This window comes from Mesomycoplasma bovoculi M165/69 (assembly GCF_000524555.1).
In the GTDB taxonomy this organism is placed as follows: domain Bacteria; phylum Bacillota_I; class Bacilli_A; order Mycoplasmatales; family Metamycoplasmataceae; genus Mesomycoplasma; species Mesomycoplasma bovoculi.
This window is the reverse complement of record NZ_CP007154.1, coordinates 241,546-259,902: the sequence shown is the minus strand read 5'-3', so window position 1 is coordinate 259,902 and position 18,357 is coordinate 241,546. Positions and strand designations below refer to the sequence as shown.

At 28.1% G+C, this 18,357-nt stretch carries 11 protein-coding genes and 2 tRNA genes; 6 read left to right on the top strand and 7 right to left on the bottom strand.

What is annotated here, in order from left to right; genetic code table 4:
- Positions 1-302 precede the first annotated feature (302 nt).
- The 3 genes from MYB_RS01200 to MYB_RS01190 form a co-directional block, all read right to left on the bottom strand.
- Positions 303-1,619: a polysaccharide biosynthesis protein gene (locus MYB_RS01200; RefSeq protein WP_022934980.1), complete on the bottom strand. Its 1,317-nt coding sequence runs from the start codon at positions 1,617-1,619 to the stop codon at positions 303-305.
- Positions 1,620-1,739: 120 nt separating this feature from the next.
- Positions 1,740-5,108, bottom strand: a complete 3,369-nt coding sequence (locus tag MYB_RS01195) for a P110/LppT family adhesin N-terminal domain (protein WP_022934979.1) — start codon at positions 5,106-5,108, stop codon at positions 1,740-1,742.
- Positions 5,109-5,131: 23 nt separating this feature from the next.
- Entirely contained in the window at positions 5,132-8,380 is a 3,249-nt protein-coding gene (locus MYB_RS01190) for a P97 family adhesin (protein WP_022934978.1), read from the bottom strand.
- 395 nt (positions 8,381-8,775) lie between these two features.
- Between MYB_RS01190 and MYB_RS01185 the strand changes: the two genes are divergently transcribed.
- The 4 genes from MYB_RS01185 (at position 8,776) to MYB_RS01170 (ending at position 10,538) form a co-directional block, all read left to right on the top strand.
- Positions 8,776-8,866: transfer RNA gene (locus MYB_RS01185), tRNA-Ser, on the top strand.
- 3 nt (positions 8,867-8,869) lie between these two features.
- Positions 8,870-8,954: transfer RNA gene (locus MYB_RS01180), tRNA-Leu, on the top strand.
- Between the two features lie 364 nt (positions 8,955-9,318).
- A complete protein-coding gene (rpmG, locus tag MYB_RS01175; protein WP_022934977.1) occupies positions 9,319-9,471 on the top strand; it encodes a 50S ribosomal protein L33 in 153 nt (50 codons plus the stop codon).
- Positions 9,471-10,538, top strand: coding sequence for an aminopeptidase P family protein (locus tag MYB_RS01170; protein ID WP_022934976.1), 1,068 nt, complete (start codon positions 9,471-9,473; stop codon positions 10,536-10,538). The genes rpmG and MYB_RS01170 overlap by 1 nt, the downstream gene beginning before the upstream one ends.
- 66 nt (positions 10,539-10,604) lie before the next feature.
- On the opposite strand, the gene MYB_RS01165 is transcribed toward MYB_RS01170, so the two are convergent.
- The 3 genes from MYB_RS01165 to MYB_RS01155 form a co-directional block, all read right to left on the bottom strand.
- The gene (locus MYB_RS01165) at positions 10,605-11,822 is read right to left on the bottom strand and encodes a 3'-5' exonuclease family protein (protein ID WP_022934975.1); all 1,218 of its coding nucleotides are present in this window, start codon (positions 11,820-11,822) and stop codon (positions 10,605-10,607) included.
- A 187-nt stretch (positions 11,823-12,009) separates the two neighbouring features.
- On the bottom strand, positions 12,010-14,022 hold the full coding sequence (locus MYB_RS01160) for a heavy metal translocating P-type ATPase (protein ID WP_022935597.1): 2,013 nt from the start codon (positions 14,020-14,022) through the stop codon (positions 12,010-12,012).
- Positions 14,022-14,234, bottom strand: coding sequence for a hypothetical protein (locus MYB_RS01155; RefSeq protein WP_022935598.1), 213 nt, complete (start codon positions 14,232-14,234; stop codon positions 14,022-14,024). Before MYB_RS01155 ends, MYB_RS01160 begins: the two co-directional genes overlap by 1 nt.
- Positions 14,235-14,428: 194 nt before the next feature.
- Between MYB_RS01155 and MYB_RS01150 the strand changes: the two genes are divergently transcribed.
- Positions 14,429-15,244 (top strand): MAG4940 family membrane protein, encoded by an 816-nt coding sequence (locus MYB_RS01150; protein WP_022935599.1) that lies wholly within the window; start codon positions 14,429-14,431, stop codon positions 15,242-15,244.
- Positions 15,245-15,255: 11 nt separating this feature from the next.
- On the top strand, positions 15,256-17,571 hold the full coding sequence (locus MYB_RS01145) for an MSC_0775 family lipoprotein (RefSeq protein WP_022935600.1): 2,316 nt from the start codon (positions 15,256-15,258) through the stop codon (positions 17,569-17,571).
- Positions 17,572-17,688: 117 nt separating this feature from the next.
- On the opposite strand, the gene MYB_RS01140 is transcribed toward MYB_RS01145, so the two are convergent.
- Complete coding sequence (locus tag MYB_RS01140) at positions 17,689-18,150, bottom strand: NanQ anomerase/TabA/YiaL family protein (protein ID WP_022935601.1); 462 nt, start codon at positions 18,148-18,150, stop codon at positions 17,689-17,691.
- Positions 18,151-18,357 lie beyond the last annotated feature (207 nt).

The following is an 18,357-nucleotide window of genomic DNA, read 5'->3' as shown; positions in this document are numbered from 1 at the left end:
ATTTTGTTTATAAACAATTTTTAATTCAAAAATATTTTTTATTTTTTTGGAAAAAGGCGTTCTAAAATTTTTTTCTTTAATATTTCTAGTGTTTTTAAGCTTAGAGTTTTACTTTCTTCAATACCTTCTTTAATTCACTCAAAATCTACACTAGTTTTAAAATTTTTATTATAAGTCAAAGTGGCTGAAAGTCAATTTTCAATGGTTCTACAATTTTAAAACCACTTTTATATAAAAGCCTCAAGTTAGACCGCCAGCACCGGCAAGGTCAATCATTTTTTTTCGCCACTTAAACTACTTTTCTATTTTTTTAAATGTAAGTCTTGTTGAATTATGTTTTTTACTCTTTCAATTAAACGTTTTTGCTCTTCATTACTTAAATCAGGATTATTTTTCATAAAAGTAATAGTTTTAATGAATTCTGGATGATAGCCAATTCCAAGTGGTTTTCCATATGTTTTGTGTAATCTAATTCAATTATCACGTAAACGTTTATAAACTAAATCAGTTTGTTTATGCTTGTAATTTTTAAGCAAGTATAGGTGTGAAAAAATATGCAAAATACCTGTAGAAACAATAATTTTTTTGTAAATTTTATTTCAGTGTACTGGTACATAAAAAATAGATGCAAAAAATAAAGATAATGAAGGTGCACTTGTCGCCACAGATAAAATTCCAACTAACTTATAGCTATTTGAATCATTTGCACTCACTTGAATAAATGATTGCACAAAAAGCGGCGTAAATAAAAACAAAATTCGAACTGCATAATTAATTAAAGTAATAATTCCATTATTCACATAATAACGCACAAGTCTATCAGAATGACCTTTATTTTGCACATTATTTATATAAATCATCAACTCAACAAAAAATAAAAATAATGTAAGGGATAAAATATAAACACTATATTGCCAAACACTATATTTATCAAACCCACCTGTAGCTGCTCAAAATAAAAATCAAATTAATGAAACTAAAAGAATAACAATAGTTTTATAAATGGATTGGGCAAGAATAGACATTTTGTTTCAAAATGTTTCAATTGGATTATTTTTGTCATTACTTTTGACACTTTCAAGATTTGACAAAATATCTTTATTTAAAACTTTGAAATTGTTGCTTCAAACATTAATTTTGCTACGATAATCCATTTTTTCATTAAATTCAGTTAGTGCTTCAATGGACTGAATTTGTGAAAGATCCTCAACTAATTGACGTTCTTCCTTAGGAATTCCCAAACCTTCTAATTCACTAGTTGTTTTCTTTTTAGGTCAAAAAATAAATTTATTTTTTTTCACAGGTTCTTCTTTCGGAGAAGATTGATCTACTGGCTTATCTATAGTTTTTGCTTCAATAATTGTTTGTGTTGGTGGCGCAATTATATTATTTACTTTATTCAAATCTTGATGAACTTTAGATTGTGGTTCATTATCATCTGAGAGTAAAAAATTTAAATTGGCTTTAAAATGGTTGTTTGGTTTTTCAATTGTTTCTATTTCTTCTATTTGAATTTCAGATTGTTTTTCTTCAACTTTAGGTGAAAATTCATTCAACTTATTAGCTGAATCTTCTTCTTTTTTTAAGATATTTTTAAACTTTTTAAATTGAAATTTCATAATTAATTCAAAATTGTACCATAAAGCTATTTGGATACATTTGCCTTTTTTTAAATAAAACTTTTAAAAATAAACTAGGGCACCACTTTGGTGTCCTAGTTATAAAATAGTTAAATAAAATTATTTAAAACTTAAATATTGTTTAACAAAACTTTGACGTAATTTCATTATTTTCTTATCATCTTTTGCAAGCTCATCACTTTTGAATACTGCAAATGACTTGAAAATAATTGTTCCTTTGTCATCATCTTTGCTTGCTTTAGTATCACCAATTTGGTAGAAGTCAAGACCTCTTTCTGCAAGAGTTTTATCTGATGGAGTTGGGGCTTGGGTTTGAACTGCAGCTCCTGCAGGTGCTACTTTAACTTGTTTTGCTCCTTGAGAACCTTTAGCATCTTGACTTAAGTTAAAATTAATAGTTTGACTTATGTATGAATCACCATTATTTGTTGCAGTTCTTGGTATTAAGGTAAATTTAATACTTTCATCTTTTTTAACAACAATTTCTAATAAAAATGGTGAGCTAGCATCTTCTAAGAATGTTTGGAACTGTTCATCAAATTTACCTTTAGATGTAGCGCTAATTCCTCTTTTGTTAGAAGCGCCGGTGTTTTGTTGCCCAGCACCACCATGACCTTGTTGCGGTTGTGGAGCTGTATCTGCATTTATATCTTGTAAACTAATTTGATCATTAGAATTGTTATTTGTTACACCACCTCCACTAGTATCAACTCTCTTAATTAAGATTTTTTGATTTGCTTGTTCATTACTAAATTTATTAGATGCAACTAATGCTAAAAGTTCAATAGTTTTACCAGTGGTAGTTTGCCCTTGGGTTCCACCACCATTTCCTTGGGAAGGTGTTTGTGTGTTAGTTGTGCTTTCATCTTTAACATTTTTATACTCAATTCCAATAATAAATGAATTAGATAAGTCTTTAGTTTCTGTTGCAGTTTGTTGCGCTACTTGTTGTTCCTCAGGTGCGCTTTCACTTTCTTCACTTCCATTTAATTTCTGAATAAACACACTAACAGTACCATTTGATTTATCACCAACCTTCCCTAATAATAAATTATATTTTTTACCATTTTCTAAGTCTTTAGTTGGTTGGAATGCAAGATAAATCACACCATCTTTTAGTGTAGTTGCATCTTCATCATCTTTACCTTGATATTTAAGTGCATTATTTAAAAGTAAACCATTTTTAGTTAGGTAGTTAGGTAGTTTCTCTGGCGCTTTTCATTTAGGTGTTTGTTCTTCTGATTTTTCAGTTTTGGTAGCCTCTGTTTTAGTTGCAACCGGTTTTGTTGCTTCGGTTTTTGTAGCTTCGGTTTTTGTTGCCTCTGTTTTTGTTGCAACTGGTTTAGCAACTTCTTCTTTTTTATCACTAAAAGTTGCAAAATTGTTATTTAATGAATACAAAGTAGTGTCACCCACTGTCTTATCTGCAGGTTTTACTAAAGACTGTTCCGCATCTAAAAAGTAAGCAACTCCATCTTCTTTAGCTTGTTGATAAGCAACATTATCTGCACTTACATTGCTAATTTCAATTTGACCGATAGTTTCATTTTGACTTGTAAAGGTTAATTTAAACATTGAGTTTGCCTCATCAAAGTTACCATCAACCTTTAAATCAGCAAATTTAGATGATAATTCATCAAGAGTTTGTCCTAAAAAATCACCAGCTTTAACAGCTTCAGTTTTAACTGTAGCCTGTGGTTGAACACTCGCTTGTTCAGTTGTTGTTTCACTAACTTCAACTGGTTTAACAGCTTTATCTTGTTGACTTGTTTGAGTTTCTGATTTGACTTTAGTAACTATAGTTTTGTTTACATCGGTTGCAAAACTATTGAAAAAATTAATAATATTATTTTTTTGTTCTAGTGTATATTTTGCTCAGTCACTTAAATTATTTGTAACACGTTTAACATCACTAGCAAAAATGGTTGAAAAGTTGTTACTTTTAATTTTTAGTGTTGGGTTAGAACCGGCAATGTCATAAAATGCTTTTTGATTAGCATCACCAAATAAAGTGCTAGTTAAATCTGTAACTTTTAAAGATGGAGTTACAAATCCAATTTGAGATCCAATATTCTGGTCGTCAATGTTTTTTGCACCTGGAAGGTCAATAAATTTAAGATTTTCAGCACTTATATTAATAGGTTTGTCATAAGTTAGTTTTGCTCCAAGCATAACTTGACCATTAGCATCTAAAGTACTTGTTTGATCTGGAACTTCAACATTAAATGTAACATTAAAATCACCAAATTTTGTTTGTTTTTGATCAAATCAAGTACTAAATAAGTTAGCTTCATGAGCTTTAGGACCAATTAATTGGTAAAAACCTTTTGCTTGATTTAATAATTCTGCTCTTTTTTGAGCACTCAGTTCAAAAAATCTGGTTTTAGCAAATTCTTGTTTAAATTTGCTTACAACTTGAGCAGTTGAAGCTAAACCTTGAACATTAACTGTAATATTTTGAATTTGATTTTGTGCATCAATAATTTGAGCTTGGAAACTAGCAGTTCCATCTGCATCATTAAAGTTTACTTTAATATAACCTTTATTACCCGCTTCTCTAACCGCTATTAGTTTAGTTGTGGTAGGTAAATAAACAAGTTTGTTACCAGCAGTTTCAAAACTAATATTTCCCACTTGAGCTATAGCGTTTTGAAAAACAGTTTCTAGTTGTGATTGATCTAAATTAATAGGTTGTGCAACAGTTGATTGTTCTTGGGTTGTAGTAGTTTTGTCGGTTGTAGCTTCACTGCTTGAAGTTGTTGACACTTGTGCATCTGAAGTTTGACTAGCCCCATTTGAAGAAGTGGTCGCAGATGCCTGGGCTTGTGGTTGTTGAACTTCAGCAGCTCTATTTGCATTAACTATTTTGTTTAATTGAGTTGCAAAAATGTTTTGAATTAAAACACTAAATTGTGAAGGCAATAAATCACCATAACTGGTCAAACCTTCCAAAGATAAACTAGCGGTTGCAATTTCACTTTGGTTAATGTTTTGACTTTCTTTGGCAAAACCTGAAATAGTTGTTGGTGCAGAACCTGTGCTAACAGGTTTATCTGTTGACTTGTCAAAAGCAAGCACTGCAACATTTGTGATGCTAGTAGCACTTGTTGCTGTATTAGCAAGTGCTGAAACTTGGAAATATAAGTTAGGATATTTTTGTTCTAACTTACTAAAATCAACTAGTGAGTTTAAATTAAAAGCAAATTTAGTGTTTTGAATCATATTCAAAACTTCAGCAGCTGTTAATCCATTTGCTCTTTGATTTGCTTTGAGTTGTGCTAAATCGGTTGCTAAATCTGGATAAGAATCTCCAATAACTTTGACTTTATCACTTACTACAAATTCCGAACTATAACCTCTATTAATTTTAGAAGTTGAAATCCCAACACCTAGTCCAACTGTTAAAGCAACAAATCCAAGTGTGCTAGCACCGATAATAATTTTCTTTTTTAATGAAGTATTTTTCATAATTATCCTTTTAAAACCTTTAATTAACTTGCTTTAATAACTACAATGTGATCTTCTCACAACTTGTCTTTTAGTCCATCAGTTGAATCGTGTTTGTTTGGATCTTTAACAATTGTGATTACAAGTGGAATTCTTGAAGGTATTTTAGTAGTAGTTTTTGCTTTAGCTTGTTTATTAACTTCACCTTGAGCTACTGGTTCAGTTTGTGATAAATATAATTTTCCAGTTAAAATTGCAGATGAATCTGAATTTAAAGTTGCTTTCTCAATTTCAAAATCATAGTTACTATTTAATGATTTGAGATATGGTGCCAAGCCTTCGGCTAATACTTTGAAAGTTTTAAACTTGTCTGTGCTAGAAGTTGTTGGTTTTGTTGGAGAAGGGGCAGAAGTTGGTTTGTTTTTTTCATCTATTGTATCTTTTAATAATTTAAATTTATTTTCACCAAAAACTAAATTGGTATATTGAGTTGGAAGGTTCAAAATTGTTGAGTCAAGATTTGAAACTTCTTCAAATTTTTGATTATTATAACTAGATGCTTCTAAAAATAAAGGAATCTCATTAGTTTTTAGAATATCATCAACAAATTCACCATTTTCTTTTTGGAAACCAAATTTGTATCAATATTTTAATTCAATAATTTCTTTATCTGTTTGATTTTGACTATTTTGTGATTTTGTAACAGGAACTTGCTTAAATTCAACATCAACCTTGAAACCAAAATTAGTTTTATTTGATCATCCACTATTTGCAGCTGCTTGCAAGTAGAAAGCAACCACTAAATCTTTGAGTGAAGTAATTGCATCAAGGGAAAAGTAAGTAGTTTTGTGTTGATCTGGTGTTGTGCTACTTTTACTATAAAATTGTTCTACATCCAATTTCTTAGCAAGTGTGAATGGGAAATTATTAGGAACAAAATCACTTTGAGCAATTTTATCTTCAATTGTTGGACCAGCAGATGAAAAAATAGGATCATCATTATCACTTGTTTCAGAACTTGAAGTGCTTGAAACAACTTGCTGTGAACTACTATTTTGTGAACTGCTTAATTTAGATGTATCAATCAATTGTGCTCTTTTGAATTGATAAGTATTTAAGAAAGACAATAATCTAAATTTGTAATTTGCATCACTATTATCTAAGTCAGCAAAAGTAAGTTGATCATAGGATTTTTGATTCCCAACACCTAAATATTGTTCAAAATCTGTGCTTGTTTGTTTAAAACTTGTTGGCAAATACAATGGAAATGAAGTACTATAATCTTTAAAATAACCATTTACATCAAATAGAAAAATAGAATTATTATCTTCATCGTCTTCTTTATTAAAATTATTATTTTCAATTTTAATTTTGTCTAAATCACTAAGTGATAATGAACCTAAATTATCTAAATTTGCAAACTGACCTTTATTAAATTTTAAACCAGCAGCAGTTGCTAATTTATACAATCCATTAACTACACCCAAGTGCCCTTGCTCTAAAAGTGAACGATAAAATGCTGCTAATTCATTTTGAGATTTGAAAATACTTGTATTTGAACTAAAAATTCCTTGATCTTGATAAGAATCATTTTTATTTTGTTGTCATTGTGCAGCTTGCACATCTGCAATTGTAGGTGCTTTTAGTGCATCCACACTTGCTAAATCAAGTATTTCTTTGCTTAAATCTAAATTGTATCCATTTGGACTTGCAATTAGTTGTCTTAATTGGTCAAATTTTTTCTCTTTAACTAATGTAGTAATTTCATCGGCACTAACTAGTCGAGTACTGGTTAAAGCTTTATCTTGCGAACTCCCTTTGCCAACTTTGTTTTCAGAAATCAAAGAATCAAATTCAGTTTGATCAACTGGTTTAAAGTTATCAAGATCAAATTTAACTTCCTTACTTGCAATTGCTTTTGAACCATCTCTACCAACAACTGAGTCTAACAAACTAATTCTAACTGGCAAGTCAATGTATAATCTATTGTTAAATCCAATTTTGATACTTCCTTTTTTAGTTAAAAAATCATATCTAAAATATTTTTTAACAAGTTTGGCTGATAAATTTTGATACTCACCTAAATTTAATCTAACACCTTTAATTAATAAACGGTTAATGGCATTATTAATGTCATCTTGGTTGCTAATTTTTTGTAATTCATTAAAAAAAGTAAAAGCATCATATTTATATGAATCTACTTTTGAACTGGCAAAATTAATTGGTAAACTAGCTTGGAAACCTTGCTTATTTAAAGGTTCATAGTAAATATCTGTACGTGGACTACTTTGATTGCTATCACGATAGAAATCAAGACTACTTAGTTGGTAAATTCCAACTTGAGACATAATTTTTTGTGGATCTAAAAAGAAATTAGCATTTTTACCAACTTCAATTTTTTGAATAATAGTATCACTTTTAGAAGCTGATGACTCAAGTGCTTTTTGAGCATCTGAGCTAAAACTAGTTTTAACTCAAAAATCAAAAGCATTTGGATTATCTGTGGACAAACTTGCTCATTGTTGTTCATTTGCAGGATTTTTAACTACTTCAATAGTAAAAGGTTTGTCTCCTAATTGGGTAGGCAATGTTGCTTCTTTACTATTAATATCATCAAAAATTTGATTCAAATTTAAATGAGATGATAATGTTTTAAGAACTTCTTGGTTATCTGTAGATTTGTTGACTTCATCAACAAAATCACTAACTTGTGTTAAAAAGAGTGGTTTTTCAACTTGTCCACCACTAGTAGTTGGTTGGTTTTTAAAATATCCTAAATCAACTGGTTTAATTTCATCAAAACTCTTACGAACAAAATCTGAATATTGCACTAAAGCATTTTTAATTGCATCTGACTGACTTAAATAAACAATATATGAGTTAGAGTTTGCAACTCTATTGTGAACTTGTTGACTTAAGTGAAACTGTAATTTAAAACGACTTTGAGCATCTTCTGGTTCAAAGTTTTCAATTTCAACCTTAATTCCATTTGGAATATTGAAAACACTATTATTAGTCGAAATAAACTCAAGCCCATCAAGTAAATTAACATCTGTTTTTAATTTACTATTTTCATCAAATAGCTTGTTTTTTAAAGCGGTATAGTCACTAGTAAATGGTGCAAAGTCATTTTTGAAAGCAACTGATTTGATTTGCGAAAGTTCAGCATTAACACGTGCTCTTGGGTTTTGCCCATTGTAATTAGCTTGACTAGCTAGGCCTACTACTAGTCCAAAAGTTGTAATTCCTGCAGCAGCTAGGCCTACTGTTAAAAGTTTTTGTTTTTTTGTCATTAAAAAATCCTATAAAAGTGAATAATTTTTTTTAAAATTTTACTACAAAAATTTATTTTTCTTATAACTATATATCATAAAATATCAAATTTAAAAGAATTTTATGATTATCAAGATAGAAAAAGACTTTTTGATAGTCCAAAAAATTTAATTTTAAAAATTTAAATTAACCTTAATTTTATTGATTGATTTTTAGATTAAAACTCAAAATTCACTATCAATTAACTAATATTTAATGTTTTTTAAATTTTTAAAAAATAATTCTGGTGAAATATGCCTATAAATTATAGTTAAATTATATAATTTATAGTAATGTTTTTCAATGAAAATTCAAAAAATTGGAAAATAAAACAAGTTTTATATTATAATTTTTATATTGTACTATATAATTTAGTGGATCAGTACTCAAGAGGCTGAAGAGGATATGTTGGAAACGTATTAGGGGTTTTACCGCCCGCGCAGGTTCAAATCCTGTCTGATCCGCCATTTGCTCTCGTGGTGAAATTGGTATACACGTTAGATTGAGGTTCTAATGCGGAAACGCGTGCAAGTTCAAGTCTTGTCGAGAGCACCAAAAAGTTATCGAATTTTTCTGAATAAGTCTTCCATACTAACCCTCTTTCTTATTAGTTAATGACTAAAAACTGCGTTTTAAATGTTTGTAATTCCTTTAGTAAGTTTGTATTCTAAGATATAATTAATAATGGTCAATCAATTAGAGATAAATCTCTATTATAATAATATGTACATATAATTTAAAAACAAAGCAAATTAAAACTTGCTTTGTTTTTTTTTTTTTTTTTGAAATTTTAAAAAAAATAATTTTTTTAAACTAAAATTATAGAAAATAACAAGTTTTTACAAAAAACTTATTATTTTTATGCTTTAAATAGTATAATTACACTTTAAATGTTTAACTTTATTTCAAAGGAGAATTTATGGCAAGAGATGGTTTTACCCTAAGATGCGAAGATTGCAAAATGGAAAATTACATTAGCAAAAAAAATAAAAAAAATACACCTGACAAAATCGAAATGTCAAAACACTGTCCAAAATGCAACAAACATACTACTCATAAAGAGAAAAAATAATGAATCGTAAATATTTAGACAAGGATTTCACTACACATAAATTAGATGTAGTTATATCTTTTGCTTACCAAACTCGTTTATGAGTAAGCAAAATCAACACTTCTGATGGAATTTTGTTTATTGAAAAAAATCAAAATCACCTATTTGTAGATAGTCGTTACATTGAAGCTGCAAGAAAAAATGCACAAAATGCAGAGATTCACTTACTCAATAAAGAGAATCTAAATGAATTTGTAAAATCAAAAGCGGATTCCTACAAAAAAATTGGGCTTGAAAAAGAGTATTTAACTATTGGTGAATTCAGTCGCATCAAAACTTGATTTAAGGATGCTGAATTTGAACAATTAAGTGCTCATCAATGAAGAATTTTAAAAACTGATGATGAAGTTGCAAAAATTCAAAAAGCTGTTGATATTTCATTAGAAGCCTTTGAAAAATCAATTCCTAGTTTAAAAACTGGGATGCAAGAAAAAGAATTTGACATCATTTTAAATTCAACAATGAAAACATTGGGAGCTGATAAAGAATCTTTTGATAGCATCATAGCTACTGGAGCAAACTCAGCGATGCCTCACCACAGAGCTGGAGAGTCTAAAATCATTTCAAATGATTTACTAAAAATTGACTTTGGAGCGCTTTATAAAGGTTATTGCGCAGATATCACAAGAACAATTGTATTTGAGCAACAAGCAAGTCTTGATCCAAAAAAATTGGAAATTTTCCAAATTGTTCAAGAAGCTGCACAAAAAGGACGTCAAACTGTTAAACCTGGAATTGAGGTATGTCTAGTTGACAAAGCTTGTCGTGACTACATTGCAGAAAAAGGTTATGGCGATAAATTTGTTCACTCAACAGGTCATGGAGTTGGAATTGATATTCACGAACTTCCTGTTGTAGGTAAAGATATCAAAACTATTTTAGAACCTGGAATGGTGATCACAGTTGAACCAGGAATTTACATTGAAGGTTTTGGTGGTGTTCGAATTGAAGATGTTGTTTTAGTTACAGAAACTGGAAGCAAAACACTAAGTCGCAAATTTGAAATTGATGGCAAAGAAATAAAATAATTAATTTTTATTTTAAAAAAACACGAACTTAATTCGTGTTTTTTTATATTATTTTTTTTAGTAGTTCTAAGGCTGATTCCATTTCTTTTTTTTAATATTTAAATCCAAATTATCTTTTATTTGTTTTATTTTCTTTTTCTTTGGCAAATCATTAAAAACAATTGATCTTGAGGGATTTAATATATTAAATGCAGGTTGTAGTCTCCTAAACATTTTTGAATCTTTCACATTCCAAAGACAATCAAAATTAACTAATGGAGATTGTTTTAAAATACTTGAACTAATACCTAATAATTTATAAAAATCATCATAATTGATAATTTCTATAGGTTTTGTTCTTTCTTTGTTTAGTTTTTCAATGTCAAGTTCGCTGTCATCAGCACTATTATTTTTAACTAAAATATCACATTCTTTTTTGTTTAAAACTATTTTAGCTCCTGCATCAACTGTAAGTTGAACCAAACTCAATATAGGTCTTAATTTCATTTTTTCTTTATTTATGGATAAATAAATAGATTTATTATCTAAAACTTGTTTTGAAGATGTAGATTTTTCACAAGTTTGTATAAAAGTTGTAAGTAAATACTCTTGCCATTTTCCATCAATTGCTACATCTTTGCCATTTTTAAAAAAATCTTGAAACTCTCATATCCATTGATTTCTTTTATTGCTTTTTTCAATTCCTGAAATAATAAAATTTTCATTTCTATTTTTCGAACTAGGTGAAAGTGAAATTAAATCTTCTAGACTCATTTCTAATTTGTTCAAAATTGCTTTAACTGCTTGCATAGTGTTTTCAGCATCAGCTCCTGCATCATGAAAATTAGGATTACCTTCTACTTCCAGTTCTTCTAAAATATTGGATAAGGATATTCTATGATTCGAATTCTTGAAATCTCGATAAAAATACATAATATCATAAAAATCAAAATCAATACTTGGCAAATTATATCTAATACAATCATCATTAAGTGCTTTAGCATCTCCGTCTAAACTATGACCTAAAACAATATCAGCATCTTGTATTATTTTAGCAATGAGACTATAAAATTTATCAAAAGTCGCTCTATATTCATATTTATTTTTCTTTCTAGTTAGCAAAGTTCTCAATGCTCGATAGTCTCACTCAGCATTTGAAATATTAGGATTGATAATCAAATTATTTTTTTCTAAAATTTGAAAATTTTGGTCAACTACTACATAACCAAACTCACAAATACTATGAACTCCGCCCATGGAACTAGCAAATTCTAAGTCAAAAAATAAATATTTCATTTTTTTCATAATTTAATAATCCTTAAAATTATTAAAGATGATTTTTATTAATTTATTACTTTAAATTTATAAAAATGAGAAATCTCAAAGCTTTTGTCTCATTTTTGTCCTACAAAATTTTACAATAAAGCGGCAAAAAAAAAAAAAAAAAACAACCCAAATTTAGGTTGTTTTTTTTAATATTAATTACTTAAATTTATAGACTTTTTTGCAAAAACTTTTCGTTTCGTTTTTTAAAAAACAATGTATTTAAAATTAAAAATGTTGAAGAAACAAACATTAATACCATTCCAATAACTGGGAAAATAATTCCAGCTGCTGCAAGTGGAATAAAAATTAAGTTAAAAACAATTGCCCAACTAAAATTAATTTTAATTAATTGATTAGTTTTTTTAATAATAGAAATTGTTTTATAAACTAAACTAAGATTGGTTTCTAACAATGTAACATCAGCAATTGAACTATTTAACTTAGAACCATTATCAAAAGACATTGATAATGTCGCTTGTTTGCTTGCTAAAATATCATTAATTCCATCACCAACAAAAATTACTCCATTATCTTTTAAGTCAATTATTAATTTTTCTTTATCAAATGGTTTTAGATTTGCAAAATATTTGTCAATCCCAACTTGAGCTGCCACCTTAGAAACATTTTGTTCATTATCACCTGAAGCAATAATTGGTTCATAACCCAAATCGCGCAATTTAGTAATAACCTTTTTTGTATCTTCTTTAATCTGATCTTGAATTAAAAACACACCAACTATCTTAGAGTCTTTAGCAAAAACAGTATAGTTTCCAACTTTGTCAAAATCAAATTCTTCAAAAACAAAACCAGCTTTTTGAGCATAATCGAGAGATGTTAAACTATATTGTGAATTATTCAATTCAACAAATAAACCTTGCCCCGGAGTTTCAACAACATTGTCCAAATGTTCTACATTTATTTCTATATAATTTGAAATAGCCTTAGAAATTGGATGTTGTGAAACCATTGCAAGTTGCTTAATTAAGGATAAATTAGATAAATCACCTTGAAAATTTTCAACTGCTGGTTGTCCTTTGGTAAGTGTTCCTGTTTTATCAAAAACAATAGTTTTTGTTTGTAATACTTGTTCATAAACACCAGCATTACCAAACAAAATTTTATTTTTTGAAGCCAAAATGGATGATGAATAAATAGCAATTGGTGCTGCAATTCCGAAAGCACAAGGACAAGAAATTACTAAAACAGCTGTGGCAACATAGGTTGCCGCTGCAAAAGGATTATCTTTTGGACCTTTAAATATCGAATAAATTTTGTCAGTTCCTAAAGTATATCCAATTATTAGTCAAACAACAAACATTGTTAAAGATAACAATAAAACACTAGGAGTAAAAACTGAAACAATTTTTGAAGAAATTTTTTCAATTTTAGAAGGTTGTTCAAAAATGGTTTCTAACCTATTAATTGTTTGCATTAAAAATGAATTAGCAGAATTTTTAGTAGCTAAAATAATTATAGCTTCGCCTGTGTTGATGCTTCCAGAAAGAATTTCTTGACCTTGGTCAAAACTAATTGGCAGTGGTTCTCCGTTGATTGATGAGTAGTCTAAAACTGCCAAGTTTGATTGAAGAGTTCCATCAACTGGAACTGATTCACCTTTGGCAACAAAAACAAGATCTCCAGGCTTTATTTTAAAAGTTGGAATTTCAGTTTTTGTGCCATTGACCATAATGAATGAATTTTTATTTTTTAATTTTAGCAATTCTTTAAGTCCAGAATTGGAATTTTTTTGAAGTTTGGTTTCAATGTATCTACCAACGTTGAAAAATAAAAATAATACAATTGAAATCTCAAAAAATTCCATATGAACTTCTTTACCTTGACTAGCTTTAATGATAAATGCAATTGCAGAATACAAAAATGAAAAATGGCCAGCAATTGCAATTAGCAAGTCCATTGTAAAAATCCCTTTTAGTAAATTTTTATAGCTAAAAAAGTATTTTCGCTCTAAAAAAATCACTAAAATTGCAAAAGCAAATAGCAATGAAATAAGCACTAAAAATGTACTATTAACATTATTATTGCCACTTTCATGATTATTACCACTTCCATGAGTGTTGGAAAAGAGAGTTTGTTCTAAAATAAAAACTATAAATACAAAAAGAAAAATTATGCTTTCAGTTATTATCTTAAATTTTTGATAAGCATCAGTTTTGTTCATTAGTCTATTCTTTCAGCTACATAACCCACAGATTTAAGTAGTTCTTCGATAAATTCATCTGAATATTTTTCTTCATCTGCAACAATTTTTAAAATTTTCTCACTAACATTTGCAAATCATTGTAAATCTTCATATTTTGAAAAAAGTTTTTCAAATGTTACATTACAGCTTGCACACTTAATTGGAACAGAAAAACGTCTAGTTGTAGTCATAAATACCTCGATATAATAATTTATAATGATAATTTTAATTTAAAACAAACATAATTGAAAAAAATAATGACTTTTTAGCATTAATAACTATTTTTGGCCAATCTATAACATTTCTAAACAAAATTTTGATAAAATTTTAAGAGTTGCGATAAACTAATTTTTAAGCAAATTTTAGAAAATATTGGTAATTAATTATGACCAAATTTGAAATGTTATCTACATTTTGAAACACAAATGTATTTTTTATTGAACTTATAGATTGTTTACTATTAGTATTTTTTTATTTTGCAAGTAAACAAATTTTACAAACTTTTAAAAAACAAAACATTTTTACAAATGCATTGCTATTTACATTATCTTTTTTTAGTGCTTTTTTAATCGGGCTTGCTCTTTCAGGTTTTATTTCAAATTCGGATATTAAACCTTTTTTAATTCCACAAATTGTGATTTTCGAATCAATTATTAAAGGTTTAACTAAAGCTTTTAATGGTTCTATTTTGTATCAAGGTTATTTCTACATTTTTACAGCACAAATTTTAGGTTCTATTTTAGGTTTTGCTTGTTTTTATTTTTATTGCTGACTTGTTGCTAAAATTCAAAAACAAGAAAATAATTTTATTGTTTTAATTTTACCTACTAAAAATTTAAAAACACAACCATATTTATGAAAAGAGTTATTTTTCAATTCTTTGCTTACACTTATTTTATTAATAGTTCCAAGAATTCCTTTTAGTGCTAATTTAAATGAATTTGACCATTTAATAGTTTTATTTGTTTTAATGCTATTTTTCTTTATTTTTACTTCAAATCTTGGTTTTGTCACTTTTAATCTATGAACAAAAGTGATTGCAACATTTTTAGCTTTTGTCTTGCAAAAAAATAAACTAATTATTCAAAATTTTTACAAAGAATTACTAATAGATGTTGGTATTTTAATTAGTGTTCCGACAATAATTAGTTTGACATTGCTAGGCGCTGCTAACTCATCTAATTTAACTTTTAATTTATAGAAAGAAGAGCTATGCTCAAAAAACATTTTAAATTTTGAACAGTTAGTTCAATACTACTTGCAACAACTCCGCTTATAGTTGCTTGTAGTGTCGCTCAAAATACAAGTTCTGTTTTTAACAGCACTTCAAACAAATTAAGTCTTAATCAAAGTAATCCTTATTATTCGATTTATCAATCACAATTTGCAATGAATCAATTTATGTCAAATCAATTTGATAAACTAATTGAAATTTCATTTGCAAAAGTACCTTTTCAAATTCAAAATGCTGATTCAAAAATCATTAATATTAATGATGATTTTGCAAAAGAACACATTAATGAATTGTATCAAATTGGTGAAAATAACAAGGAAATTCACTTGACCAGTGAACACTCCAAAATTGAACTCGACCAACCAAAAGTTACAATCAAAAACTTTAAACAAAATAAATTGGCCAATCGGTTCATCAAATTAAGTATTGATAAAACCAAAATGCTTGAAAAAGCCAAAATTTTAGGTTTGGATATCAATAATTTTTATTATCAAATTATTTACTCCCAAATTCATGAAAATAATGATGATTCAAGAATTTTAGACGTTCCTATTGAGATTAGATATTATAATCCTGATAAATCTTCCAATCCTTATAGTCGTGAAACATTAATTACAATTGTCAAACAAATTAAAGGTTTTGCACCAAATTTACAAAGACAAGCCAATATTGATGCCACAAAGTTTTTAACAAGTATTAACTATAAAAATAAAGACAAAACATCAATTTATCAAGCCTATGAAAACCTAGTTTCAAAAGAAACTGAAGGCAGTGGTGAACAAAGTATTGAACGAACCAAATATTTAGACCATTTGATTTCTCAAATCGATTTACTCAGTGCTATGGTTCCCGCAAACTCAAGTAGTAAATATTACTTGAGCGATGTTAGAATAAGCAATGATTTAAACACATTAATTTTAACAATAGTTACTGTAACTGGCGACAAGGCCGATACAGCTTATTCAACCAAAAAAGAGTACAAAATTCAAGGTTTTGCAGCACCAAACCAGCAAGAAATTGAACAAATTATTGCAAATAATTTCGTTGCTAGTTTAAAAGGTGGGCTAAGCTTTTACAACTATGATTGAGCACATGCTCAAATTTTTGATTTTCAAACAAACTTTGATGATAACAATGATATCCAAACTACAATCACTAGCTTAAAAGGAAATCAAGCTCAAAAATCAGCAAATGCATCTGTGCATGTCAAATCCAAAAGCAATAAATTTGCTGAATTTGACTTCTCCACTCGTATTGGAGTGCCAAAATTTGTGGAACTCTTTAGTCCAAGTGACAAACTCTCAACTAGTCAGATTGACTCGCCTTGAAATGCTGCACTTTATGTGCCTGAATTACAAAGAAGAAACATTGGTGAAATTCAAAATAATATTAATATAAGTGCTAATTCACCTGTCACTTCAGGAGGTTATAAAGAATTTAGAACTTTTTATACATCAAACAATTTAAGTTCTGCAGTTCACTATGGTGAAGATGTTTTAGTACCAGCTGGAACTAGTTTGAAAACATTTGCTAAATCTAAAATTTTAGGTGCTTACTACTTGCCATCACAAGGTTTGGCTGAAGGTATTGGAACAATCATTGCTCTTCAAACAGATGTTAAAGATTTAAATATTGATCAAAAAATTAAAGATAAATATTTAAGAAATATTGATGCAATTGTTTTCTTTTTCATCCATTTAGACAATAACAATTTAAAACTGTTAGGCAAACTAGAACAAACTAATGTTGGTAAAAGAAATGCAACTGTAGTTAGTGATATCGATCCATTACATCCTAAACTTGAAGATAAAAACTTTAATTTTGCAACAATTGGAGAAAGCACAAATAATGGTGGTTGAAACCCACATGTTCATATTGAAGCCTATCCAGTTCGTTATGAAATTAAAGACGGGAAAAAAGTTTGGGCTAAAAGCTTTTTAAACTCTAAATATATATTAAGCGACAATAGATTGAGAATTGCTCCTAAAAGAATCGACAGATACAAAACCGAAACAAATGGTAAAATAACTTGAGCATTAACTACTCTTAAAGAGACAGGAGTTCAAGTTACACAATCTAGACCAATTTATCTTGTCAACACAGATGGATCTAAAACTTCAAATGAAGATCCTGATTTTAAAGGATATAAAAATCGAGATTATACAAGTTCTATCGATGATTTATTTATTAAAAATCAAGCACTAGACCCTAATTGATTTTTCCAATTTAAAGATAACAAATCTTCTAAAGTGCGTCTTGATAATCTTTATATAAAAGCAAAACAAAATGCTTAAAAACTCTATGTTTTCATAGCATATTAAGCAAAAAAATAAAAAAGTTCAGAAAGTATTTAAACACTTTTTGAACTTTTTTATTTAATTTTAAGAATTTTTTATTAAAAACTTTCTCTATTAATTTTCCACTTTTAGTTTAAAAATTAACTTACGAATATTTTTTTGTTCATGAGTAAATTTAGGTAAGTGAGCCTCACCTGGAAAGAAAAACACAAACTCACCAACTCTTGGACGAACTATGTTTCTAATGCTATCTTTTTTATAAAAAGCAACATCTTTTTCACTATCAAATTCACTAATCACATTTTTTAAATTTTCTTTAAAATCAAAGAAATAGTGTTCTTTTGGTTCTAATTGAATATGTAAGTCAGCATATTGTTTATGATATTCATACATAGCATTTTCATCATCAAATGACAAAGCATCTATATTTAAGGCAAATAAATTATTGCCATTAATTTCAACCTTACCAAGTGGCAATTCACTAAGGTTTGTTGTTTCCAAAAAATTAATTAACTCTGGTAGATGCTTGTTAATGCTTTTATATTTGTGTAAATTTTCAAGTTTATCAAAAATCATTTTATCTCCTCATTTGATTAAATCTTACTATCAAGTATGAAACAGTTATATTTTGCTATAATCTACAACTAAAATGTTTGACAAATTTGTAATACTTGATAATATTAAATTATAACATATGCTAACTTTTCTTTACTCAATAGTTTTATTGATTTTACTTTAATAAATTATTTTTTTAAAAAAGAACAAAAAAAAGACTTTTGCTTT